Raw genomic sequence first — 23,869 nt, 5'->3', positions numbered from 1 at the left:
TTGAGTCGCAAAGGATCTGAGCAAAGTTGCCTCTCAAATCCCTACGTCGGCATTAACCGATTCAGGTTCGACGGGTATATCTCAGCGCTCTGACATGATGGAAAGAGGCACCCCGTTGAGAACGTCACATTCTAGTCATTTAATGCCCGCCGGGAAAGGATCACAGCGTGGGCGGTGCAAACCAGGCGGATTTAAAGTCAAACCACCCCAGCGTATTCATCCGTACCCCGCGCATACTGCGCTGGCCTTCCAGCAGCAGCCAGTGATGAAACAACGGATGAAGCCAGTTGCTTTCAACCAGCTGTTTCGCCCATTCAGCAAGGGGGAGCGTTTTCTTACGCCAGCGCGCAGCATCCTGCTGCCAGTTCACCGGCAGGCAGTGCTGCAACAACGGGACTTCGTATAACAGCGCAAACAGAGAATAGTCCAGGGGCAGGGTAAAGTTGACGCTGCCGAGCCAGATATCGCTTTCACCTGTGCCCTGATGCCAGGATTCATAACTGACCTCACGCACGTCCAGCGTCACGTCGTGTTGCGCCAGTAGTGGACGCAAGGCATCGGTGATACTGACGTGCTCAATGTGCTGGTTATAAACGGTCAGCGTCAGGTGTGTCAGGCCTGCGGGTTTTTCTACCGGTGTCAAATCACGCCGGTGGTGCCAGCGGGGCAGCAGGCCGTAAGCAGGAAACCAGTAACGCTGGTAGCCCAGATCCGCATTGTTCAGTAAGGCAATGGGGTTAAGCAGGAAGCTAAGCCAGCGTCGAATGCCCGGTTCGCCTGCCTTCGCGGAGCGCTGGTCAAACAGTAAAAAGTAGCAGCCCTCTTCAAGCCGACTCTCTTCCTGTTTCTCATCGGCCTGTTCGCCCTGCAGGCGAACACCGGCATAAACCACTTCGTCACTGATCTCGGGCAGCACCCATACCGACACGTCATCGATCAAGGCGCGATAGCCAAAGTAGTCGTCGAAGGCTTCGATCTTCAGCTGACTTTGCTGATTGCGGATGACCCGATAGGGCCCTGTCCCTATGGGCTGACGGGCAAAATCGCGCATATCGGGCCACTCGCGCGGCAGAATCATGGCGCTGACGCTGCCCAACAGCCAGGGTAGCCAGCTGTCGGGCTGATCTAAATAGATATCCAGCGTCCAGGGGGCAGGGGAGTCAAGTCGCTGAAGATGGCAAAACAGCGGATGCTGGCGCAGGCGCTCAAGGCTGGCAATCACATCGTCCATGTCGAGTTCCCGGCCATGATGGAAACGGATAGCCGGACGTAAATAAAAGCGCCAGTGTCGATCCGAATGTTGCTGCCAGTGATGAGCGATATCGGCTTCGATTTCCCCCTTTTCCTCATTTATGCGTGTCAGACCGCTAAAAATCTGGCGAGCGATATGGGTTTCTGACCGACGCAGGGGCGATCCAGGCAGCAGATTGAGCAGAGGGCGGTAGTAGAGGACGCGAAGAATATGTTTTCCCTGCCGGAAACTGCGGCCCAGATGCGCGCTGATCATCTGTCTGACCTGATCTTTATCGCCGACAAGCTGCACCAGTTGATCAATACGATCCTGTTCCAGCAGGTCTTCAGCGCGCTGCTGCTGCAGGGTTAGTCCGGTGTAGCAGAAGGTGAGCACGGATCGCTTGCCCCGTCCGGCCTCCGCCTGCCAGGTGAGCCAGCCGGCTTCCTGCATCCTGTTAAGCAGGTTCCGCATATGGCGACGTGAACAGTGCAGGGCGTCGGCCAGCTCACCCAGGGTGGTTTCCTGCGATTGCCCCTGACAGCTCTGCCACAGACGAATGAACTGCTGCTTCAGACGTGATGACGACATAAAAGAGGAACTCCCTCTGAAACCTGCTCTGTTTTTCCTGCCCTATTTTAGAGGCAAACTTTCTCGCATTGGAAGAGCGGGAGGCATTCAGCGATGGATGGCGCTCTGACATGGACGGCAGCGATGCCCGTCCCTTCTGAGTAGTGTGCTACGATTTTGCCAGCAGAGTTATTCTGCTGGTTTTTTTTACGTTGCAGGTTATGGTCGGGGGACACGCTTCCCGTTTCTATTGTTGTTCTGTCAGGGATAAGGCATGAAATCTTTGTTAGCATTCTCGCGCCGTTTCAATCCAGTGTTTTTCGCTTTTATGGTGACCGCCTTTATCCTCGGCGTAGCGGGCGCGCTTCAGGCACCGACGCTGAGCCTGTTTTTATCGCGAGAAGTGCAGGTGCCGCCGCTGTGGGTTGGGCTGTTTTTTACCCTCAATGCCGTTGCCGGGATTGTGGTGAGCATGATGATCGCAAAACGTTCCGACCGGGTCGGCGATCGCCGCAATATCATCTTGCTGTGCTGCATGCTGGCATTGGCAAACGCGCTCCTGTTCGCCTTTACCCGCCATTATCTGACGCTGATAACGCTGGGCGTACTGCTGTCGTCGCTGGCGAATGTCGCCATGCCGCAGCTTTTTGCCCTGGCGCGTGAATATGCCGACAGTGCTTCGCGCGAAGTGGTGATGTTCAGCTCTGTCATGCGTGCTCAGGTCTCGCTGGCCTGGGTGATTGGCCCGCCATTGTCATTTGCGCTGGCGCTGAATTTTGGCTTTGTCACGTTGTTCAGCGTGGCCGCCGGGCTGTTTTTTCTCTGTTTTCTGCTGATCTGGTTCACGGTGCCCTCGGTGCCGCGCACCGCGTCCCTGATGCAGTCAGGCGGAATTCCGCTGAGTGGCTGGCGTATTCGTGATGTGCGTATTTTGTTTGCCGCATCGACGCTGATGTGGACCTGCAACACCATGTATATCATCGACATGCCGTTATGGATCAGTACGGATCTGGGCTTACCTGAAAATCTGGCCGGAATCTTAATGGGTACGGCTGCCGGGCTGGAGATCCCGGTCATGATCGTGGCGGGCTTTTACGCCAAACGATGGGGCAAGCGGAATATGATGGCCGCCGCCGTGGCTGCTGCCGTCGTGTTCTACAGCGGCCTTATCCTGTTTCACAGCCATCTGGCGCTGCTGATCCTGCAGGTGTTTAACGCCCTGTTTATCGGCGTGGTCGCAGGCATTGGCATGTTGTGGTTTCAGGATCTGATGCCTGGACGGGCGGGCGCGGCCACCACCCTGTTTACTAACAGCATTTCGACCGGGATTATCCTGGCGGGGCTATGTCAGGGTGCGCTGGTTGAACATTTTGGGCACGGCAGTGTGTACTGGGTGATTGCAGCGATTTCGCTGGTTACGTTGGTGATGATCAGAAGAGTCAAAGAGGCGTGATCCGCGCCTGTGAGATGCGCAGGGCAAAAAAAAAGCCCGGTCAGCAGACCGGGCCGTACGGTGATAACGAAGCTTAGCGCATAAAGGCGGGCTGGTTATTTTCGTAAGCTGAAATCGCGCTTTCGTGCTGCAGCGTCAGGCCGATGCTGTCCAGCCCGTTCAGCATGCAGTGGCGACGGAAATCATCAATCTTAAAGCTGTAGGTCTTGTCGCAGGCTTTAACCACCTGCGCTTCCAGATCCACTTCGAAGCGGATGCCCGGACGGGCTTTTACCAGGGTAAACAATTCGTCTACCTGCTCCTCAGTCAACGTGACCGGCAGCAGTTGGTTATTAAAGCTGTTGCCATAAAAAATATCGGCAAAGCTCGGCGCGATGACGACTTTAAAACCGTAATCGGTCAGTGCCCATGGCGCATGCTCACGTGACGAACCACAGCCAAAGTTTTCACGTGCCAGCAGGATGGATGCCCCTTTGTACTCCGGGAAGTTGAGCACGAAATCCGGATTAGGCTCCAGGCCGTGATCGTCCAGGAAACGCCAGTCGTTAAACAGATGCGCACCGAAACCAACACGCGTCACTTTCTGCAAAAACTGCTTTGGAATGATGGCGTCGGTGTCGACGTTAGCGGCATCCAGTGGCACCACCAAACCCGTATGTTGCGTAAATTTTTCTGCCATGATGGAGTCCTTATGTCAGGCTGCGAATATCAGCGAAATGGCCATTAACGGCAGCAGCAGCGGCCATCGCCGGGCTGACCAAATGTGTCCGTCCGCCACGGCCCTGGCGGCCTTCGAAGTTACGGTTACTGGTTGAAGCACAACGCTCGCCGGGATTCAGGCGGTCGTTATTCATCGCCAGACACATGGAGCAGCCAGGCAGGCGCCATTCAAATCCGGCCTCAATAAAGATCTTATCCAGCCCTTCGGCTTCGGCCTGGGCTTTAACCGGGCCTGAACCTGGCACCACCAGAGCCTGAACGCCCGGCGCAACTTTACGCCCTTTGGCAATCGCGGCGGCGGCGCGCAGATCTTCGATGCGCGAGTTAGTGCAGGAACCAATAAAGACTTTATCGATGCTGACGTCGGTCAGTTTGATACCGGGTTGCAGGTTCATATAAGCCAGCGCCTTCTCTGCGGATGCCCGCTCCACGGGATCCGCAAACGAGGCCGGGTCGGGAATCTGCGCATCCACCGCGATAACCTGCCCAGGGTTCGTTCCCCAGGTAACCTGCGGGGCGATCTCTTCTGCACGCAGCGTCACGACGCGGTCAAATTTCGCGTCCGGATCGGACTTCAGCGTGCGCCAGTATTCAACGGCCTGCGCCCATTTCTCACCTTCCGGTGAAAACTGACGTCCTTTCAGGTAGGCGAAGGTGGTTTCATCGGGGGCTACCAGACCGGCTTTTGCGCCCATCTCGATAGCCATGTTACACAGCGTCATGCGGCCTTCCATGCTCAGCGCTTCGATCGCGGAACCACAGAATTCGACAACATGGCCGGTACCGCCCGCGCTGCCGGTTTTGCCGATAATGGCCAGCACGATATCTTTCGCCGTAATGCCCGGGGCAACCGTACCTGTCACTTCAATCTTCATGGTTTTAGCACGGCCCTGTTTCAGGGTTTGGGTGGCAAAAACATGCTCGACTTCAGAGGTACCGATACCGAAGGCCAGCGAGCCAAAAGCGCCGTGTGTAGCCGTGTGCGAGTCACCGCAGACAATGGTCATGCCCGGTAAGGTCATGCCTTGTTCCGGACCGATGACGTGCACGATGCCCTGGAACGGGTGATTCAGGTCATATAACTGCACGCCAAATTCCGCACAGTTCTTGATCAGCTCCTGCATCTGAATACGGGCCATTTCACCCGAGGCATGAATATCTTTGGTCTGGGTAGAAACGTTGTGATCCATGGTGGCGAAGGTTTTCGACGGCTGGCGCACTTTACGACCGTGCGCCCGCAAGCCATCAAACGCCTGCGGTGAGGTCACCTCATGAATCAGGTGACGGTCAATATAGAGCAGCGGCGTTTCATTCGGCGCTTCGTGAACGACATGTGCATCAAATAACTTCTGGTATAAAGTTTTCATTTTATTATTTTTCCTCGGCGACAAAGCGAGCAATGATGCTGCCCATCTCATCGGTGCTAATCGCAGGGCCATCACCGGCTAAATCTTTGGTGCGGTAACCTTCGGCTAACGCACGGCTGATGGCGCGTTCAATACTGGCAGCGGCCTCATCGGCGTTCAGGCTGTAGCGCAGCAGCAGTGACAGCGACAAAATCTGAGCAATCGGGTTGGCAATGTTCTGCCCGGCGATATCCGGTGCGGAGCCGCCAGCCGGTTCGTAGAGGCCAAAGCCGTCTTCGCTCAGGCTGGCTGAGGGCAGCATGCCCATAGAACCGGTGATCATCGCGCACTCGTCTGACAGAATGTCGCCAAACAGGTTTGAGCACAGCAGCACGTCGAACTGAGAAGGATCTTTAATCAGCTGCATGGTGGCATTGTCGATGTACATATGGCTCAACTGCACATCGGGATAATCTTTCGCAATCTCGTTGACGATCTCGCGCCACATGACCGAGGTTTGCAGTACGTTGGCTTTATCCACGGAGGTCACTTTGTTGCGGCGCTTGCGGGCGGACTCGAAAGCCTGACGTGCAATACGTTCGATTTCAAAGCGATGGTAGACTTCGGTATCAAACGCGCGTTCATGCGGACCGCTGCCTTCACGTCCTTTCGGCTGACCAAAATAGATGCCGCCGGTCAGTTCACGGACACACAGAATGTCGAAACCGCGTGCCGCGATATCGCTGCGCAGTGGACAAAACGCTTCGAGACCGCTGTACAGCGCCGCCGGGCGCAGGTTACTGAACAGTTTAAAATGCTTACGCAGGGGAAGCAGCGCGCCACGTTCGGGCTGGGAAGCCGGGGGCAGGTGTTCCCATTTTGGCCCGCCCACGGAACCGAAAAGAATCGCATTAGCCTGCTCACAACCGGCTACAGTGGCCGGGGGGAGCGGTTCACCATGGCGGTCAATCGCGATGCCGCCCACATCGTATTCGCTGGTGGTAATACGCAGATTAAAGCGCTGACGAACGGCATCTAATACCTTGATAGCCTGCGCCATCACTTCCGGGCCGATACCGTCGCCCGCCAGTACTGCGATATGTGAAGAGTTTGACATGATTACACCGTTTCCTTCTGATCTTTAGACTTGCGCTGTAACTCTTTCTCGACCTGTTTGGCTCGCCAGATGTTGTTTAAGGCGTTCACCATCGCTTTGGCAGACGATTCGACGATATCTGTTGCCAGACCAACGCCGTGGAATTTGCGGTTGTTGTAGCTCACCACAATATCGACCTGGCCCAGGGCATTTTCGCCGTGGCCTTTTGCCGTCAGCTTGTAATTAACCAGCTCGGCATTGAACTGGGTAATTCGGTTAATGGCCTGATAAACCGCATCAACCGGACCGTTCCCGGTCGCCGCTTCTGATTTCGTCTGTTCGCCACAACCCAGATTGACCGACGCGGTCGCCGTAATACTGGAGCCTGACTGCACAGTGAAATCATTCAGTTGGAAAAATTCAGGCTCTTCGTTTTGTTTGTCGATGAAAGCCAGCGCTTCCAGGTCGTAGTCAAAAACCTGACCTTTCTTGTCCGCCAGTTTCAGGAAAGCGTCATACAGGGAATCCAGATTGTATTCGCTCTCTGTGTAGCCCATCTCTTCCATGCGATGTTTTACCGCTGCACGACCGGAACGGGATGTCAGATTAAGCTGAATTTTATGCAGGCCAATGGATTCTGGCGTCAGGATTTCATAGTTTTCACGATTCTTAATCACGCCGTCCTGATGAATGCCCGACGAGTGGGCAAACGCGTTCGATCCGACAACCGCTTTGTTGGCCGGAATCGGCATATTGCAGATCTGGCTTATCATCTGGCTGGTACGATAAATTTCATGATGGTGAATGTTGGTATGGACATTCATGATCTGCTGGCGGGTTTTAATCGCCATGATCACTTCTTCCAGCGCACAGTTACCGGCACGTTCGCCCAGGCCGTTCAATGTCCCTTCCACCTGACGCGCCCCGGCCTGCACCGCTGCAATCGCATTGCCGGTGGCCATGCCTAAATCGTCGTGTGTGTGCACAGACAGAATCGCTTTGTCGATATTCGGTACGCGGTTGATTAACTGGCTGATAATGTTGGCGTATTCATTCGGCAGGGTATAGCCAACGGTATCAGGGATATTGATGGTGGTTGCGCCCGCATTTATGGCGGCTTCGACCATGCGGCACAGGTCGTCAATGGGCGTACGACCACCGTCTTCACAGGAGAATTCAACATCGTCCGTATAGTTACGGGCACGTTTTACCATGCGCACCGCCCGCTCAATTACCTCGGGTAAGGTGCTGCGCAGTTTCGTGGCGATATGCATCGGCGAGGTGGCAATAAAGGTATGGATTCGGAAGGCCTCGGCAACCCGCAATGATTCGTAGGCGGCATCAATGTCCTGCTCAACGCAGCGCGCCAGGCCGCAAACCCGACTGTTTTTAATAGTACGCGCAATGGTTTGTACGGATTCAAAATCACCTGGTGACGAGACGGGGAAGCCGACTTCCATCACATCAACGCCCATACGTTCCAGCGCTAACGCAATCTGCAGTTTTTCTTTCACACTCAGGCTGGCCTGTAAGGCCTGTTCACCATCACGCAGAGTGGTATCGAAAATAATAACTTGCTGGCTCATCGTGTTCATCCTTTTGCGTTTCTTGCCTTGCAACGAGCATAAAAAAACCCGCGACAGGCGCGGGTTTTTTACTTTTAGCAGGTTCGAATCAGTGTTTGATTTCGCCCACAAGTCTACCGCGCAGAGAATTTGCGATAAGTAGTAGACCTGATAGACGAAAAGAACGTGACATGTTTCAAACCCCGTGAATTTTTTGCTGCATCTATTGGTACTGGAATCAACAATCGATGTCAACCATAAGCGAAGGGTTATTTTCAGCCGCCACAAAGAAAAATGTTCTGACATTTTTGACGCTCACAGAGTATTAAACGAGGCGGACAGAACCCATGACGTTCATTACTGCTGATACGGGGTTACAGAAGAAAGGCTGCTTTTTAAGGTGATGAAATATAATGACAAATTAATATTCCAGTATCGCTTTATCCATAATCAGGCCATCTCAGGCAGCATAATCTCATGCGCTTTAAATTTTTATAAGATAATTACGCCATAAAAACGCATGAGGAAAAGATGGCTGGCTGAGTCCGTTCGTCATAGGTTTTTTTTATTTCTTAGATATGGCTACAAAAAATATCATTCACAGCATTTTCCTCTGCCATTATTGAACGTATTTAGTTTAATAATCGCAGGCAAAAGTTGGCGGGCAGAGGCTTTGAATCCCGCCGCCTTTCATCAAATGCGTTTGGCGTTTGCCAGCCCGTTTTTCTACGGTTATGGTAATCGACCTACTCTTAGAAAAATTAACCCAGCAGAATTCTCTGTATCTGGATCGCAGAAATGAGTTCTGCGGTCTTAGCAAAAACATAAGGTTTTGATTTTAATTGGCGAAACAGGGCAGGATACATATGGCTAGCGGAAAAGCCGTCGCCAGTGGATTCAGTTCCTCAAGCCGGGAGGCAGAAAATGGAGATGTTGTCAGGAGCCGAAATGGTCGTCCGGTCGTTGATCGACCAGGGCGTGAAGCAAGTGTTCGGTTATCCGGGTGGCGCAGTACTCGATATCTATGATGCACTGCAAACTGTGGGGGGCATCGACCATGTTCTGGTCCGCCACGAGCAGGGTGCGGTCCACATGGCCGATGGTCTGGCACGCGCAACCGGTGAAGTCGGTGTGGTGCTGGTGACGTCCGGGCCGGGTGCAACCAATGCGATCACCGGTATCGCGACCGCCTATATGGATTCTATTCCGTTAGTCATTCTGTCGGGTCAGGTGCCGTCTTCGCTGATTGGTTATGATGCCTTCCAGGAATGTGACATGGTGGGGATTTCCCGCCCGGTGGTGAAACACAGTTTTCTGGTGAAAAACACCGAAGAGATCCCGACGGTACTGAAAAAAGCGTTCTGGCTGGCATCCAGCGGTCGCCCGGGACCGGTGGTTATCGATCTGCCAAAAGATATCCTTAATCCTGCGAATAAGCTGCCTTATCACTATCCGCAGGAAGTGAGCATGCGCTCGTATAATCCGACAATTCAGGGCCATAAAGGCCAGATTAAGCGTGCGTTACAAACCTTACTGGCGGCGCATAAGCCGGTTATCTATGCCGGCGGCGGTGCCATTACGTCGTCGTGTGAAGCCGAGCTGTTGCAGCTGGCTGAGCGTCTGAATATTCCGGTCACGACTTCACTGATGGGGCTGGGCGCGTTCCCTGGCAGCCATCGCCAGTGCGTAGGTATGCTCGGTATGCACGGCACCTACGAAGCGAATATGACGATGCACAATGCCGATTTGATCTTCGGCGTTGGTGTACGTTTTGACGATCGCACCACCAACAATCTGGCAAAATACTGCCCGAACGCCACCGTGATGCATATTGATATCGATCCGACGTCGATTTCCAAAACGGTCTCCGCGGATATTCCGATTGTGGGCGATGCAAAACAGACGTTACAGCAGATGCTGGAACTGCTTGATCACACGGAGGCGAAGCAGCAGTTAGACAGTCTGCGTGACTGGTGGCAGTCGATTGAGACCTGGCGCGGACGTCAGTGCCTTGCCTACGATCGTACCAGTGACAAAATCAAACCCCAGGCCGTGATCGAAACCATCTGCCGTCTTACTAATGGTGATGCTTACGTGACATCGGACGTAGGGCAGCATCAGATGTTTGCCGCGCTCTACTACACCTTTGATAAACCCCGTCGCTGGATTAACTCTGGTGGCCTCGGCACCATGGGCTTCGGCCTGCCTGCCGCGCTGGGTGTCAAAATGGCGCTGCCTGACGAAACGGTGATTTGCGTGACGGGCGATGGCAGTATTCAGATGAACATTCAGGAGCTTTCGACCGCGCTCCAGTATGATCTGCCGGTATTAGTGCTGAACCTGAACAACCGTTTCCTGGGCATGGTGAAACAGTGGCAGGACATGATTTACTCTGGCCGCCATTCTCAGTCTTATATGGAATCATTGCCTGATTTCGTTCGCCTGGCGGAGGCCTATGGTCACGTAGGCATTGCCATCAGTCATCCTGCGGAGCTGGAAGAGAAGCTGACGCTGGCACTGGAAACTCTGGCAAAAGGACGACTGGTGTTTGTTGATGTTAACGTTGACGGCAGTGAGCATGTTTACCCGATGCAGATTCGCGGTGGCAGTATGGATGAGATGTGGTTGAGCAAAACGGAGAGGACTTAATTATGCGTCGCATTTTATCGGTTTTGCTGGAAAACGAATCCGGCGCATTGTCTCGTGTTGTTGGCCTGTTTTCACAGCGTGGCTACAACATTGAGAGCCTGACGGTTGCACCCACGGACGATCCTACGCTGTCACGCATGACGATTCAGACTGTTGGCGACCAGAAAGTCCTGGAGCAGATTGAGAAACAGCTGCACAAGCTGGTCGATGTTTTGCGTGTGACCGAGTTAGGGCAGGGCGCTTACGTCGAACGTGAAATTATGCTGGTGAAAATTCAGGCGACAGGTTATGGCCGCGAAGAGGTAAAGCGCAGCGCAGAAATTTTCCGGGGCCAGATTATTGATGTGACGCCTTCGCTTTACACGGTTCAGCTGGCAGGCACCAGTGATAAGCTGGATGCATTCTTAAGCACGGTACGCGAAGTGGCTGAAATTGTAGAAGTCGCGCGCTCCGGCATCGTCGGTGTTTCACGTGGCGAACGGATAATGCGTTAATCACGCGCCGTAACGATCTAAAACGAATGTAACCCGGCGAAATGCCGGGTTTTTTCTTTTTTGTGCAGAACAAGGTTCACCATCAGAAAAGCGGTTGCTCCGCGCACTTTTCTGCTGTTAGATGTGATAAAAGAATGTCCATAGCTTATCTGCGGGTTATCAGACCCGCTTAACGGTGGGGTTACAGTGAAACTGGATGAAATTGCGCGCCTGGCGGGTGTATCGCGCACCACGGCCAGTTACGTCATTAATGGAAAGGCACGGCAGTATCGTGTCAGCGATAAAACCGTTGAGAAAGTCATGGCGGTGGTCCGCGAGCATAACTATCATCCTAATGCTGTGGCGGCAGGGCTGCGCGCCGGGCGCACGCGCTCGATCGGTCTGGTGATTCCCGATCTGGAAAACACCAGTTATACACGTATTGCTAACTATCTTGAGCGTCAGGCCCGCCAGCGTGGCTACCAGTTATTGATCGCCTGTTCTGAAGATCAGCCTGACAATGAAATGCGCTGTATTGAGCATCTGCTGCAACGCCAGGTGGACGCCATTATCGTATCCACTTCACTTCCTCCTGAGCATCCTTTTTATCAGCGCTGGATTAACAATCCCCTGCCCATCATCGCACTGGACCGCGCGCTGGATCGTGAACACTTTACCAGCGTGGTCGGTGCTGACCAGGACGATGCTTATGCCCTGGCGGCTGAACTGCGTCAGCTTAAGGTCAGCAACGTTCTGTTCATGGGCGCGTTACCAGAATTATCGGTCAGCTTTCTGCGTGAACTGGGATTCAGAGAAGCCTGGAAAGGGGATGAGCGTCCCATCGACTTCCTCTATTGCAATAGTTTTGAGCGCACGGCGTCGGCCGCCGTGTTCGAAAAGTATTTGCAGGATCACTCAATGCCAGACGCGCTGTTCACCACGTCATTCGGCCTGTTACAGGGCGTGATGGATGTGACTCTGAAGCGTAACGGCCGCCTGCCGTCCAATCTGGCGATCGCCACCTTTGGCGATCATGAGCTGCTGGACTTCCTGGAGTGCCCGGTGTTATCGGTAGGCCAGCGTCATCGTGATGTAGCCGAACGGGTACTGGAATTGGTATTAGCGTCTCTCGATGAACCGCGTAAACCCAAGCCTGGATTAACGCGTATTCGCCGCAATTTATTACGTCGCGGACAATTAAGCAGAATTTCTAATTAATAATACGGGCAGCGATTTGTCTGCCCCGATGTTTAAATGCTGTTTTTAAACTCTTTCTTATCCAAAGTAAAAAAGCGTAAGCTTTTAACATTCATTCTAACAAATTAAGTTAACAGACCATTCTTGTTTACTTACAACTTAACGCTGGTTTAGCCCCTTAACATCAGGCGAGTGGCTAGGCTTCCGTTAAGAAATCCCCTAAAATGCGTCCCCTGTCTCAAAACGGCATCGGATTATTCAACCGTAATAAACGTGTTAATTTTCGCCGTTTTTTTTCAGAGCTGAATTTTTTATTCAATTATTCATTAGTTTAATTTTGATTAATCATCTTCCGGCGTTTTGAAACCTTTTCAGTGTTAATTCCCGCCTCGGTAAATAATCATATTCTACTGCCGCTCCGGCTTGACAATGATTTCCTACGATCCTTAAACTCGTTTTGTGGTAAAAAGTGGGATAAAGTGGTGCAAATGGGTAACTGAGGGGTGAGACTGACATGTTCCGTGGAGCAACGTTAGTCAATCTCGACAGCAAAGGACGACTGGCGGTACCAACCCGTTACCGTAATTTGCTGAACGAGGAATCGCAGGGGCAGATGGTTTGTACCATCGACCTCCATCAGCCATGCCTGTTGCTTTACACCTTACCCGCATGGGAAATCATTGAGAAAAAACTGGCGAGTCTGTCCAGCATGAATCCGATGGAGCGCCGCGTGCAGCGTTTACTGTTGGGACATGCCAGTGAGTGTCAGATGGATAATGCGGGCCGCTTATTGCTGGCGAATACCCTTCGCCAGCATGCAAATTTAAGCAAAGAAGTGATGCTGGTTGGGCAGTTCAACAAGTTTGAACTGTGGGATGAACAGACTTGGTATCAACAAGTCAGGGATGATATTGACGCAGAACAGTCAGCTCAGTCGCCTTTATCTGAGCGGTTGCAGGATTTATCGCTATAGCTATGCAGGAAAATTATAAACACACCACCGTGCTGTTGGATGAGGCAGTGAATGGCCTCAACATCAAGGAAGACGGAATCTATATTGACGGCACCTTTGGTCGTGGCGGTCACTCACGCTTGATTCTGGCGCAGCTTGGCGCCAACGGAAAGCTCATCGCCATTGACCGTGATCCGCAAGCTATCGCCGCGGCCGCTGAAATAACGGATCCGCGTTTTTCCATTGTTCATGGCCCCTTTTCCGCGCTGGCGGAGTATGTGGTAGAGCGTGAACTGGCAGGTCAGATTGACGGCATATTACTGGATCTGGGAGTGTCATCCCCGCAGTTGGATGATGCCGAACGCGGGTTTTCATTTATGCGCGACGGGCCGCTGGATATGCGCATGGATCCCACGCGCGGCCACTCTGCCGCCGAATGGTTGATGCAGGCAGAAGAGGCCGATATCGCCTTTGTGCTGAAAACCTATGGTGAAGAACGATTTGCGAAGCGGATTGCGCGGGCGATTGTGGAACGCAACCGGGATGAACCGATGACGCGCACGAAAGAACTGGCAGAGGTGATTGCCGCAGCAACACCGGTTAAAGACAAGTTCAAACACCCGGCGACCCGTAGTTTCCAGGCCATTCGCATCTGGATCAACAGCGAACTGGAAGAGATCGACACCGCATTAAAAGGTGCAGTCGATGTGCTGGCTCCGCAAGGGCGTTTATCTGTCATCAGCTTCCATTCGCTGGAAGACCGGTTAGTGAAGCGGTTTATGCGCGATCAGAGCCGCGGGCCGCAGGTGCCCCATGGCTTACCCATGACCGAGCAGCAACTGAATGCACTGGGTGGGCGTCAGTTGAAGCTGCTGGGCAAAATGGTACCTGGCGACACGGAGGTGAAAGAGAACCCCCGTGCGCGCAGTTCCGTTTTACGAATTGCGGAGCGAACTGACGCATGATTGGCAACGAACGGCACAGCTTACCCGCGGTCATCGCGGGCGACATTATGCGTAAAGGGAAACTCCCTTTTCTGTTGCTGATTGCTGTGCTGGTTTCTGCCGTGCTGGTCGTGACAACGACGCACAAAACACGCTTGCTGACTGCCCAGCGAGAGCAACTGGTGCTTGAGCGTGATGCGCTGGACATTGAGTGGCGCAACTTAATTCTGGAAGAGAATGCCCTTGGCGATCACAGCCGCGTTGAGCGGATCGCCACCGAGAAGCTGCAGATGCAGCACGTTGATCCTTCGCAGGAAAACATCGTGGTGCAAAAATAAGGACCTGTTACTGCTAATGAGCGGCGTAAAAAGAACGCTGAAGTTAAAAAAACCAGAAGATAAAGCCAGCTTTGTAAGCTGGCGTTTTGCGTTGTTATGCGGTTGCATTTTACTGGCCTTAGGTGGGCTGTTATCACGCGTGGCCTGGCTGCAGGTGATTAATCCGGACAAACTGGTTAAAGAGGGCGATTTACGTTCACTGCGCGTTCAGGCCGTGCCCACCTCGCGGGGGATGATCAGCGACCGCGGCGGGCGTCCGCTGGCGGTCAGCGTGCCGGTTAACGCCATCTGGGCCGATCCCAAAGAGCTGCATGATGCGGGCGGTGTCACGCTCGACAGTCGCTGGCGTGCGCTCTCAGATGCGCTTTCTGTTCCCATTGATCAACTGGCCGCCCGCGTGAATGCCAATCCTAAAGGCCGGTTCATCTATCTGGCCCGCCAGGTCAATCCCGCCATTGGTGAATACGTCAAAAAACTCAAGCTGCCCGGTATCCATCTGCGCGAAGAATCACGTCGTTATTACCCTGCCGGACAGGTCACCTCACATCTGATTGGCTTCACCAATATCGATGGTCAGGGAATCGAAGGCATCGAAAAGAGCTTTGACAAATGGCTGACGGGTGAGCCCGGCGAGCGTACCGTGCGTAAAGATCGCTATGGGCGCGTTATCGAAGACATTTCATCGGTGGACAGTCGTGCGGCACATAACCTCACGCTGAGCATTGACGAGCGTTTACAGGCGCTGGTGTACCGTGAGCTGAATAATGCGGTCGCCTTTAACAAAGCCGAATCGGGAACGGCGGTTCTGGTGGATGTGAATACCGGTGAGGTCCTGGCGATGGCGAACAGCCCTGCCTATAACCCCAATAACCTCAGCGACACGCCAAAAGATCTGATGCGCAACCGGGCCATCACCGACATTTTCGAACCCGGCTCGACGGTAAAACCGATGGTGGTGATGACCGCGCTGCAACGCGGCGTGGTGAAAGAGAACAGCGTTTTGAACACCGTGCCGTATCGCGTAAATGGTCATGAGATTAAAGACGTAGCGCGCTATAACGAACTCACGCTGACTGGCGTACTACAGAAATCGAGTAACGTCGGTGTTTCCCGACTGGCGTTAGCGATGCCCTCCTCAGCGCTGGTAGAAACTTACTCGCGCTTTGGTCTGGGTAAACCGACCAATTTGGGGCTGGTCGGGGAAAGCAGTGGCTTATACCCTAAAAAACAACGGTGGTCTGACATAGAGAGGGCCACCTTCTCTTTCGGCTACGGGCTAATGGTAACGCCGTTACAGTTAGCGCGAGTCTACGCAACGATTGGCAGCTTTGGTATCGCCCGCCCGCTCTCAATCACCAAAGTGGATCCGCCGGTGGGCGGTGAGCGCGTATTTCCTGAAGCTCTGGTGAAAACCGTGGTGCATATGATGGAAAGCGTTGCATTGCCGGGCGGGGGCGGCGTGAAAGCCGCCATTAAAGGTTATCGCGTCGCCATTAAAACCGGTACGGCGAAAAAAGTCGGACCGGACGGGCGTTATGTGAACAAATACATCGCCTATACCGCAGGCGTGGCACCTGCCAGCCGTCCTCGTTTTGCGCTTGTTGTGGTCATCAACGATCCTCAGGCCGGTAAATATTATGGTGGTGCGGTTTCTGCACCGGTGTTTGGTGCCATCATGGGCGGCGTACTGCGCACCATGAACATCGAGCCGGATGCGCTGCCGACCAATGACAAGAACGAGTTGGTGACAAACAGAAGTGAGGAAACAAGTGACAGATCGTAACCTGCGCGACTTACTCGGACCGTGGGTGCCCGGTGCACCTGCGCGCCCGTTGCGTGACATGACGCTGGACAGTCGGGTGGCGGCTGCGGGTGATCTGTTTGTCGCTATCGCCGGCCATCAGGTTGATGGACGCCGCTTCATTCCTCAGGCCATTGCCCAGGGCGTGGCCGCCGTGATTGCGGAAGCCGAAGGGGAAGCGAGCGACGGTGAAATACGCGAAATGCACGGCGTGCCGGTTATCTATCTTGCACAGTTACCCCAGCGTCTTTCCGCTCTGGCGGGGCGTTTTTACCAACAGCCGGGCGAAAGACAAAAACTGATTGGCATCACCGGCACTAATGGCAAAACGACCACGAGTCAGCTGCTGGCCCAGTGGGCTGAGCTGATGGGTGAAACCAGCGCGGTGATGGGGACGGTGGGAAATGGTCTGGTCGGCCAGCTCGTGCCTGCCGAAAACACCACCGGCTCCGCTGTGGACGTCCAGCATACTCTGGATGAACTGGCCAGGAAGGGCGCGTCGCTGACCGCCATGGAAATCTCCTCCCACGGTCTGGTGCAGCATCGTGTTGCAGCCTTGCCGTTCGCTGCCGCTGTCTTTACCAACCTCAGTCGTGATCACCTGGATTATCACGGCGATATGCAACAGTACGAGTCAGCTAAATGGCTGCTCTTCTCTGAACATCAGGTGGGCGTGGCCATCCTGAATGCCGACGATGAAGTCGGACGCCGCTGGCTGGCAAACCTGCCTGATGCGGTTGCTGTCTCGATGGAAAATAACCTGCAGCCTGGCTGCCACGGTCGCTGGCTTCGCGCAACCGAGGTGAACTATCACGACAATGGTGCCCACATTCGTTTCCGCTCCAGTTGGGGCGATGGTGAACTGGACAGTCGTCTGATGGGGGCTTTTAACGTCAGTAACGTGTTGCTGGCGCTGGCCACACTGCTGGCGCTGGGTTATGCACTGGATGATTTACTGCGCGTTGCCGCAAAACTGCAGCCGGTTACCGGGCGTATGGAAGTCTTCTCCGCGCCGGGCAAACCCACTGTCGTGGTGGATTATGCCCACACGCCCGACGCATTAGAGAAAGCACTGGCCGCCGCCCGCCTGCATTGTAAAGGTAAACTATGGTGTCTGTTCGGCTGTGGCGGCGATCGCGATAAAGGTAAGCGCCCACTTATGGGTGCCATTGCGGAACAGTTTGCCGATGTGGTCGTGATTACTGACGATAATCCGCGCAGCGAAGATCCTGCGGCAATTGTGCAGGACATTCTGAGCGGCCTCCTTGATCCGGGCCGCGCTCGCGTTGTCGCGGGCCGTGCACAGGCAGTCACCAGCACTATTATGCAGGCTCAGCCCGACGACATTGTGTTAGTCGCCGGTAAAGGCCATGAAGATTATCAAATTATTGGTCATCAGCGGCTGGACTACTCCGATCGTGCTACGGTCGCCACGCTGTTAGGAGGCATTGCATGATTCCGGTTTCATTACGCACCTTAGCGCAGGTCACCAGCGGTACGCTGCACGGCGACGATTTGACGTTCAACACCGTCACGACAGACACCCGCAAGGTCACCGCAGACAGTCTGTTTGTTGCCATTGTGGGTGAGCGCTTCGATGCACATGACTTTGCCGAGGATGCGATTGCCAAGGGCGCGAAAGCCTTGCTGGTAAGTAAGCATTTACCTGTGTCGGTGCCGCAGGTCGTTGTCAAAGACACGCGCATCGCCTTTGGTAAGCTGGCGTCCTGGGTGCGTCAGCAGGTCAGTGCCCGCGTTGTTGCGCTGACCGGCTCATCCGGTAAAACGTCAGTGAAAGAAATGACCGCGGCGATTTTACGCCAGTGCGGCGAAACGCTGCATACCGCCGGTAACCTGAATAACGATTTTGGCGTGCCCATGACCCTGCTGCGTCTCACGCCAGAACATCAGTATGCCGTGATTGAGCTTGGCGCTAATCATCAGGGTGAAATCGCCTATACCACCGACCTGGTTCGTCCGGAAGCGGCGCTGGTCAATAATCTGGCTGCCGCGCACCTTGAGGGTTTCGGATCGCTTGAAGGTGTCGCAAAAGCGAAGGGTGAAATTTTTTACGGCCTGCCCGCAAAGGGAACGGCGATTTTAAATGCTGACAGCAATGACTGGCCACGCTGGCAGGAGAACCTGCACGGTAAAACGGTATGGCGCTTCTCGCCGCAGGCCGCAGACTGCGACTTTGGTGCGCGCGATATCCGTATTCGCCAGGATGGCACCCATTTTGTCATGCATACGCCCCGTGGTGACATCGACATCATTCTGCCTCTGCCCGGTCGGCACAATATCGCCAATGCTCTGGCGGCGGCGGCGCTTGCGTTGTCAGTCGATGCACCGCTTAGCGCGGTGCAGACCGGGCTGAAAAGCCTGCAGTCCGTTCCTGGTCGCTTATTTCCTGTCCGGCTCTCAGATCATCAACTGCTCCTGGATGACAGCTATAACGCCAATGTAGGATCGATGGTTGCGGCGGCACAGGTGCTGTCTGAAATGCCTGGCTACCGTGTGATGGTGGTGGGCGATATGGCTGAATTAGGGGATGAAAGTGAACAACTTCATCGCGAAGTTGGTCTGGCGGCCAAAGCTGCGGGCGTTGACCGGGTATTAAGCACCGGGCAGTTCAGCCACTTTATGAGTGAAAGTAGCGAAGTTGGCGAACATTTCAGCGATAAAACGGCGCTGACTGAACGATTACGCCAGTTGCTGTCCGAACACAAAGAAATGACCGTATTGATTAAAGGTTCGCGTAGTGCCGCCATGGAGCAGGTAGTACAGAGCTTACAGGAGAAAGGAACATGTTAGTTTGGCTGGCCGAGCATCTGGTCGCATTTTATTCCGGTTTTAACGTCTTTTCGTATTTGACGTTTCGCGCCATTGTCAGCCTGCTGACCGCACTGTTTATTTCGCTGTGGATGGGGCCGCGTCTGATTGCCTGGCTGCAAAAGCTGCAGATCGGGCAGGTTGTCCGTAATGATGGTCCCGAATCGCACTTCAGCAAGCGGGGAACGCCGACGATGGGCGGCATCATGATTCTGACGTCGATTACGTTGTCGGTGCTGATGTGGGCTTATCCTTCTAATCCCTACGTCTGGTGCGTGCTGGTGGTGCTGGTGGGCTTTGGCGTCATTGGCTTTGTTGATGATTACCGTAAAGTGGTTCGCAAGGATACCAGGGGGCTGATTGCCCGCTGGAAATACTTCTGGATGTCGGTGATTTCGCTCGGTGTCGCCTTTGCGCTCTATCTGGCTGGTAAAGATACGCCTGCGACGGAACTCGTGGTGCCGTTTTTCAAAGATGTGATGCCACAGCTTGGCCTGTTTTACATTGTGCTGGCCTATTTCGTCATCGTCGGTACCGGCAATGCCGTCAACCTGACTGATGGGCTGGATGGTCTGGCCATTATGCCGACAGTGTTTGTTGCGGCCGGTTTCGCCCTGGTCGCCTGGGCGACCGGTAACGTGAAGTTTGCCGATTACCTGCACATTCCTTATCTGCGTCACGCAGGTGAGCTGGTTATCGTCTGTACGGCGATTGTTGGGGCAGGATTGGGCTTCCTCTGGTTTAACACTTATCCGGCTCAGGTCTTTATGGGCGATGTCGGCTCGCTGGCACTGGGCGGCGCGCTCGGTACCATCGCTGTCCTGCTGCGCCAGGAATTTTTATTAGTGATTATGGGCGGCGTGTTTGTGGTTGAAACGCTGTCGGTGATCCTGCAGGTGGGATCGTTCAAGCTGCGTGGCCAGCGTATTTTCCGCATGGCACCGATCCATCACCATTACGAACTGAAAGGCTGGCCAGAGCCGCGCGTGATTGTGCGCTTCTGGATTATTTCGCTCATGCTGGTGCTGATTGGCCTGGCGACGCTGAAGGTACGTTAATCATGGCTGATTACCGCGGGAGAAAAGTCGTCATCATTGGATTAGGCCTGACCGGCCTGTCCTGTGTTGATTTCTTTATAGCGCAGGGCGTAACGCCCCGCGTGATGGATACCCGTGTATCACCGCCCGGGCTGGATAAACTGCCTGAGCAGGTGGAACGTTATGTGGGCGGTCTCAATCGCGACTGGCTGCTGGCTGCGGATCTCATCGTGGCCAGCCCCGGCATTGCCCTGGCCCATCCCGCATTGTGTGAAGCGGCAGACGCGGGCATTGAAATCGTCGGCGACATTGAGCTGTTTTGCCGGGAAGCACAGGCACCGATCGTGGCGATCACCGGTTCAAACGGAAAGAGTACGGTCACTACGTTAGTCGGCGAAATGGCGAAAGCCGCCGGTTGGCAGGTAGGCGTCGGCGGTAACATTGGGTTGCCCGCGCTGAGCCTGCTGAAAGCGCCCGCTCAGCTCTATGTTCTGGAGCTTTCCAGCTTCCAGTTAGAAACCACCTACAGCCTGAAGGCCGCAGCGGCCACGATCCTGAACGTGACCGAAGATCATATGGATCGCTATCCGTTAGGTATGCAGCAGTATCGCGCGGCAAAACTGCGGATTTACGAGAACGCTCAGGTTTGCGTGGTGAATGCCGACGATGGCATGACCATGCCGGTACGCGGCGCCGACGCACGCTGTGTCAGTTTCGGTATTGATATCGGCGATTATCACCTGAACAAACAGCAGGGCAGTGTCTGGCTGCGGGCGAAAGGCGAAAAAGTCTTGAACACAGACGAGATGACGCTGGTCGGACAGCATAACTACACCAATGCGCTCGCCGCGCTGGCGCTGGCCGATGCGGTTGGTCTGCCACGCTCGACCAGTCTGTCCGCACTGGCGGCTTATTCAGGTCTGGCGCACCGTTTCCAACTGGTTCATGAAAGCCGCGGTGTGCGCTGGATCAATGATTCAAAAGCAACCAATGTGGGCAGTACGGAAGCGGCTCTGAAGGGATTACAGGTTGACGGTACGCTCTGGTTACTGCTGGGAGGCGATGGCAAATCTGCGGATTTCTCTCCACTGCAACCGTATCTGCAGGGCGATCGTATCCGGCTGTTTTGCTTTGGGCGCGATGGTGATGCACTGGCCGCGCTCCGCCCTGACGTGGCGGTCAGGACCGAAACGTTACAGGAGGCAATGACGCAGATTGCAAAACAGGTACAGCCAGGCGACATGGTCCTGCTTTCCCCGGCCTGCGCCAGCCTTGACCAGTTCCGCAATTTTGAACAGCGCGGCGATGTCTTCGCGCAACTGGCCAGGGAGTTAAGCTGATGCGTATTCCTGGAGCGGGCATTGTGAATTATCTGTCAGGTCGCCTGAGTAACTGGGTGATGGGCGCGCGTGAGAGCGACGATACCTCGCAGGTGCTCTATGACCGGACTTTGCTCTGGCTGACCCTGGGGCTGGCTGCAATCGGGTTTGTGATGGTCACATCGGCTTCAATGCCGGTGGGACAGCGTCTGAATGACGATCCGTTCTACTTTGCCAAGCGTGATGCGTTCTATATTGCGCTGGCGTTTGGTATTGCCCTGGTCACGCTGCGCGTACCCATGGATTTCTGGCAGCGCTACAGCAACGTGATGTTGATGGCGTCGGTCGTCATGCTGCTGATTGTGCTGGTCGTAGGAAGCTCCGTAAACGGGGCATCACGCTGGATTGCACTGGGTCCACTGCGTATTCAGCCAGCGGAACTGTCTAAGCTCACGCTCTTCTGTTATCTCGCCAGTTATCTGGTGCGTAAGGTTGAGGAAGTCCGAAATAACTTCTGGGGCTTCTGTAAGCCGATGGGGGTGATGGTCGTGCTGGCGGTGCTGCTGCTCGCTCAGCCCGATCTGGGTACGGTGGTGGTGCTGTTTGTCACGACGCTCGCGATGCTCTTCCTGGCGGGGGCGAAGCTGTGGCAGTTCCTGGCGATTATCGGTTCCGGCATCTTCGCGGTGGTGTTGTTAATCATCGCCGAGCCTTATCGTATGCGCCGTGTGACCTCTTTCTGGAATCCGTGGGAAGATCCGTTCGGCAGCGGCTACCAGCTTACTCAGTCACTGATGGCGTTTGGCCGCGGCGAATTCTGGGGCCAGGGACTGGGCAATTCGGTACAGAAACTGGAATACCTGCCGGAAGCACATACCGACTTTATTTTCTCGATTATCGGAGAAGAACTGGGTTACATCGGTGTGGTTTTAGCCCTGTTAATGGTATTCTTCGTGGCTTTTCGCGCCATGTCGATTGGCCGCCGCGCACTTGAACTTGACCAACGTTTCTCCGGCTTTCTGGCCTGCTCAATCGGCGTCTGGTTCAGCTTTCAGGCGCTGGTCAACGTGGGTGCGGCGGCGGGGATGTTGCCGACAAAAGGTCTGACATTACCGCTGATTAGTTACGGTGGCTCGAGCCTGCTCATTATGTCGACGGCCATCGTATTTTTGTTACGTATTGATTATGAAACGCGTCTGGCTAAAGCGCAGGCGTTTACCCGGGGTGGTCGATGAGCGGTAAACGATTGATGGTCATGGCAGGAGGAACCGGTGGGCATGTTTTCCCGGGGCTGGCTGTGGCCCATCATCTTGAGGCGCAGGGCTGGCAGGTGCGCTGGTTAGGCACGGCCGATCGTATGGAAGCCGACCTGGTACCGAAGCACGGTATCGACATTGATTTTATCCGCATCAGTGGATTACGCGGTAAAGGCAGTAAAGCGCTGTTGTTAGCGCCGGTACGCATCTTCAACGCCTGGCGTCAGGCGCGCAAGATTATCAAAGCCTGGAAGCCCGATGTGGTGCTGGGCATGGGCGGTTATGTATCGGGGCCCGGTGGTCTGGCCGCCTGGAGTTGCGGGGTGCCAGTGGTACTCCATGAGCAGAACGGTATTGCCGGGCTCACCAATAAATGGCTGGCTAAAATTGCCACCAAGGTCATGCAGGCCTTTCCGGGTGCCTTTCCGCACGCGGAAGTTGTGGGTAATCCGGTGCGTACTGATGTGCTGGCGCTGCCGTCACCGGCTCAACGGCTGGCTGGCCGCAGTGGACCGATTCGTATTCTGGTTATCGGGGGCAGTCAGGGCGCGCGCATTCTGAACCAGACGTTGCCTCAGATTGCCGCCAGGCTGGGCGAGACCATTACCCTCTGGCATCAGACGGGTAAGGGCGCCTTGCAAGAAGTCCAACAGGCCTATCACCAAGCCGGTCAGCCGCAGCATAAAGTGACCGAGTTTATTGATGATATGGCCGCTGCGTATGCCTGGGCCGACGTGGTGATTTGCCGCTCTGGCGCATTAACGGTAAGCGAAATCGCTGCCGCAGGCTTACCGGCGATTTTCGTGCCGTTTCAGCACAAAGATCGCCAGCAGTACTGGAATGCCCTGCCGCTTGAAGGCGCAGGGGCAGCCAAAATTTTTGAGCAGCCGCAGTTTACTGCGGAGGCGGTAGCGGAAACGTTGCGTCACTGGGACCGTCCAACATTACTCGCGATGGCAGAAAAGGCCCACGCGGTAGCGGTACCTGATGCCACCGAACGGGTTGCACAGGAAGTGGCTCGCGCCGCACGTTAAAGAATCAGGTCAGCCTGGCTGGCCCGTGCTCAACAACCTGAGCACAAACTGAATGAGTA

19 protein-coding genes and 1 riboswitch are annotated in these 23,869 nt (G+C 54.6%); of the genes, 14 read left to right on the top strand and 5 right to left on the bottom strand.

The genetic code is table 11. The features are described 5' to 3' along the window. Positions 1–20 precede the first annotated feature (20 nt). Positions 21–125, bottom strand: a riboswitch (TPP riboswitch). A 35-nt stretch (positions 126–160) separates the two neighbouring features. Beyond that, the gene (gene sgrR, locus GC087_RS19240) at positions 161–1,822 is read right to left on the bottom strand and encodes an HTH-type transcriptional regulator SgrR (protein WP_324029065.1); all 1,662 of its coding nucleotides are present in this window, start codon (positions 1,820–1,822) and stop codon (positions 161–163) included. 253 nt (positions 1,823–2,075) lie between these two features. Between sgrR and GC087_RS19235 the strand changes: the two genes are divergently transcribed. Continuing rightward, a complete protein-coding gene (locus GC087_RS19235) occupies positions 2,076–3,254 on the top strand; it encodes an MFS transporter (RefSeq protein WP_033740244.1) in 1,179 nt (392 codons plus the stop codon). A gap of 73 nt (positions 3,255–3,327) precedes the next feature. On the opposite strand, the gene leuD is transcribed toward GC087_RS19235, so the two are convergent. Genes leuD through leuA form a run of 4 tightly spaced genes read right to left on the bottom strand, consistent with a single transcriptional unit; the run spans position 3,328 to position 8,002 of the window. After that, positions 3,328–3,933: a 3-isopropylmalate dehydratase small subunit gene (gene leuD, locus GC087_RS19230; RefSeq protein WP_324029063.1), complete on the bottom strand. Its 606-nt coding sequence runs from the start codon at positions 3,931–3,933 to the stop codon at positions 3,328–3,330. Between the two features lie 10 nt (positions 3,934–3,943). Beyond that, complete coding sequence (gene leuC, locus GC087_RS19225) at positions 3,944–5,341, bottom strand: 3-isopropylmalate dehydratase large subunit (RefSeq protein ID WP_006117660.1); 1,398 nt, start codon at positions 5,339–5,341, stop codon at positions 3,944–3,946. A gap of 4 nt (positions 5,342–5,345) precedes the next feature. Continuing rightward, positions 5,346–6,437 carry a 3-isopropylmalate dehydrogenase gene (leuB, locus tag GC087_RS19220; protein ID WP_006117661.1) on the bottom strand — a complete coding sequence of 364 codons (1,092 nt, stop codon included), beginning with the start codon at positions 6,435–6,437 and terminating at the stop codon, positions 5,346–5,348. A gap of 2 nt (positions 6,438–6,439) precedes the next feature. Next, entirely contained in the window at positions 6,440–8,002 is a 1,563-nt protein-coding gene (leuA, locus tag GC087_RS19215; RefSeq protein WP_006117662.1) for a 2-isopropylmalate synthase, read from the bottom strand. Between the two features lie 903 nt (positions 8,003–8,905). Here leuA and ilvI point away from each other — a divergent pair. The 13 genes from ilvI (at position 8,906) to murG (ending at position 23,810) form a co-directional block, all read left to right on the top strand. Then, positions 8,906–10,630: an acetolactate synthase 3 large subunit gene (gene ilvI / locus GC087_RS19210; RefSeq protein ID WP_006117663.1), complete on the top strand. Its 1,725-nt coding sequence runs from the start codon at positions 8,906–8,908 to the stop codon at positions 10,628–10,630. 2 nt (positions 10,631–10,632) lie between these two features. Continuing rightward, positions 10,633–11,124 carry an acetolactate synthase small subunit gene (gene ilvN, locus GC087_RS19205; protein ID WP_006117664.1) on the top strand — a complete coding sequence of 164 codons (492 nt, stop codon included), beginning with the start codon at positions 10,633–10,635 and terminating at the stop codon, positions 11,122–11,124. 186 nt (positions 11,125–11,310) lie between these two features. After that, positions 11,311–12,321: a catabolite repressor/activator gene (gene cra / locus GC087_RS19200; RefSeq protein ID WP_006117666.1), complete on the top strand. Its 1,011-nt coding sequence runs from the start codon at positions 11,311–11,313 to the stop codon at positions 12,319–12,321. Positions 12,322–12,814: 493 nt separating this feature from the next. Then, on the top strand, positions 12,815–13,273 hold the full coding sequence (mraZ, locus tag GC087_RS19195) for a division/cell wall cluster transcriptional repressor MraZ (protein ID WP_006117668.1): 459 nt from the start codon (positions 12,815–12,817) through the stop codon (positions 13,271–13,273). Between the two features lie 2 nt (positions 13,274–13,275). After that, positions 13,276–14,217, top strand: a complete 942-nt coding sequence (rsmH, locus tag GC087_RS19190; protein WP_324029062.1) for a 16S rRNA (cytosine(1402)-N(4))-methyltransferase RsmH — start codon at positions 13,276–13,278, stop codon at positions 14,215–14,217. Then, the gene (gene ftsL / locus GC087_RS19185) at positions 14,214–14,534 is read left to right on the top strand and encodes a cell division protein FtsL (protein WP_006117670.1); all 321 of its coding nucleotides are present in this window, start codon (positions 14,214–14,216) and stop codon (positions 14,532–14,534) included. Before rsmH ends, ftsL begins: the two co-directional genes overlap by 4 nt. Positions 14,535–14,550: 16 nt before the next feature. Continuing rightward, positions 14,551–16,317, top strand: coding sequence for a peptidoglycan DD-transpeptidase PBP3 (locus tag GC087_RS19180; RefSeq protein ID WP_006117671.1), 1,767 nt, complete (start codon positions 14,551–14,553; stop codon positions 16,315–16,317). Then, entirely contained in the window at positions 16,304–17,791 is a 1,488-nt protein-coding gene (gene murE, locus GC087_RS19175) for a UDP-N-acetylmuramoyl-L-alanyl-D-glutamate--2,6-diaminopimelate ligase (protein ID WP_324029060.1), read from the top strand. Before GC087_RS19180 ends, murE begins: the two co-directional genes overlap by 14 nt. Continuing rightward, positions 17,788–19,146 (top strand): UDP-N-acetylmuramoyl-tripeptide--D-alanyl-D-alanine ligase, encoded by a 1,359-nt coding sequence (gene murF, locus GC087_RS19170; protein WP_006117673.1) that lies wholly within the window; start codon positions 17,788–17,790, stop codon positions 19,144–19,146. The genes murE and murF overlap by 4 nt, the downstream gene beginning before the upstream one ends. After that, complete coding sequence (mraY, locus tag GC087_RS19165) at positions 19,140–20,222, top strand: phospho-N-acetylmuramoyl-pentapeptide-transferase (protein WP_033740254.1); 1,083 nt, start codon at positions 19,140–19,142, stop codon at positions 20,220–20,222. Before murF ends, mraY begins: the two co-directional genes overlap by 7 nt. A 2-nt stretch (positions 20,223–20,224) precedes the next feature. After that, positions 20,225–21,541, top strand: coding sequence for a UDP-N-acetylmuramoyl-L-alanine--D-glutamate ligase (murD, locus tag GC087_RS19160; RefSeq protein ID WP_185199916.1), 1,317 nt, complete (start codon positions 20,225–20,227; stop codon positions 21,539–21,541). After that, entirely contained in the window at positions 21,541–22,755 is a 1,215-nt protein-coding gene (gene ftsW, locus GC087_RS19155) for a cell division protein FtsW (protein WP_033740255.1), read from the top strand. Before murD ends, ftsW begins: the two co-directional genes overlap by 1 nt. Then, positions 22,752–23,810, top strand: a complete 1,059-nt coding sequence (gene murG / locus GC087_RS19150; protein ID WP_324029059.1) for an undecaprenyldiphospho-muramoylpentapeptide beta-N-acetylglucosaminyltransferase — start codon at positions 22,752–22,754, stop codon at positions 23,808–23,810. Before ftsW ends, murG begins: the two co-directional genes overlap by 4 nt. Positions 23,811–23,869 lie beyond the last annotated feature (59 nt).

Source organism: Pantoea sp. JZ2, from assembly GCF_035191405.1.
GTDB lineage: Bacteria > Pseudomonadota > Gammaproteobacteria > Enterobacterales > Enterobacteriaceae > Pantoea > Pantoea stewartii.
Note: the sequence above shows the minus strand (reverse complement) of the source record. Positions and strands in the feature narration are given on the sequence as shown.

Coding starts and splice junctions, on each gene's coding strand:
- sgrR (WP_324029065.1), bottom strand. CDS start 1,822: ATGTCGTCATCACGTCTGAAGCAGCAGTTCATTCGTCTGTGGCAGAGC.
- GC087_RS19235 (WP_033740244.1), top strand. CDS start 2,076: ATGAAATCTTTGTTAGCATTCTCGCGCCGTTTCAATCCAGTGTTTTTC.
- leuD (WP_324029063.1), bottom strand. CDS start 3,933: ATGGCAGAAAAATTTACGCAACATACGGGTTTGGTGGTGCCACTGGAT.
- leuC (WP_006117660.1), bottom strand. CDS start 5,341: ATGAAAACTTTATACCAGAAGTTATTTGATGCACATGTCGTTCACGAA.
- leuB (WP_006117661.1), bottom strand. CDS start 6,437: ATGTCAAACTCTTCACATATCGCAGTACTGGCGGGCGACGGTATCGGC.
- leuA (WP_006117662.1), bottom strand. CDS start 8,002: ATGAGCCAGCAAGTTATTATTTTCGATACCACTCTGCGTGATGGTGAA.
- ilvI (WP_006117663.1), top strand. CDS start 8,906: ATGGAGATGTTGTCAGGAGCCGAAATGGTCGTCCGGTCGTTGATCGAC.
- ilvN (WP_006117664.1), top strand. CDS start 10,633: ATGCGTCGCATTTTATCGGTTTTGCTGGAAAACGAATCCGGCGCATTG.
- mraZ (WP_006117668.1), top strand. CDS start 12,815: ATGTTCCGTGGAGCAACGTTAGTCAATCTCGACAGCAAAGGACGACTG.
- rsmH (WP_324029062.1), top strand. CDS start 13,276: ATGCAGGAAAATTATAAACACACCACCGTGCTGTTGGATGAGGCAGTG.
- ftsL (WP_006117670.1), top strand. CDS start 14,214: ATGATTGGCAACGAACGGCACAGCTTACCCGCGGTCATCGCGGGCGAC.
- GC087_RS19180 (WP_006117671.1), top strand. CDS start 14,551: ATGAGCGGCGTAAAAAGAACGCTGAAGTTAAAAAAACCAGAAGATAAA.
- murF (WP_006117673.1), top strand. CDS start 17,788: ATGATTCCGGTTTCATTACGCACCTTAGCGCAGGTCACCAGCGGTACG.
- mraY (WP_033740254.1), top strand. CDS start 19,140: ATGTTAGTTTGGCTGGCCGAGCATCTGGTCGCATTTTATTCCGGTTTT.
- murD (WP_185199916.1), top strand. CDS start 20,225: ATGGCTGATTACCGCGGGAGAAAAGTCGTCATCATTGGATTAGGCCTG.
- ftsW (WP_033740255.1), top strand. CDS start 21,541: ATGCGTATTCCTGGAGCGGGCATTGTGAATTATCTGTCAGGTCGCCTG.
- murG (WP_324029059.1), top strand. CDS start 22,752: ATGAGCGGTAAACGATTGATGGTCATGGCAGGAGGAACCGGTGGGCAT.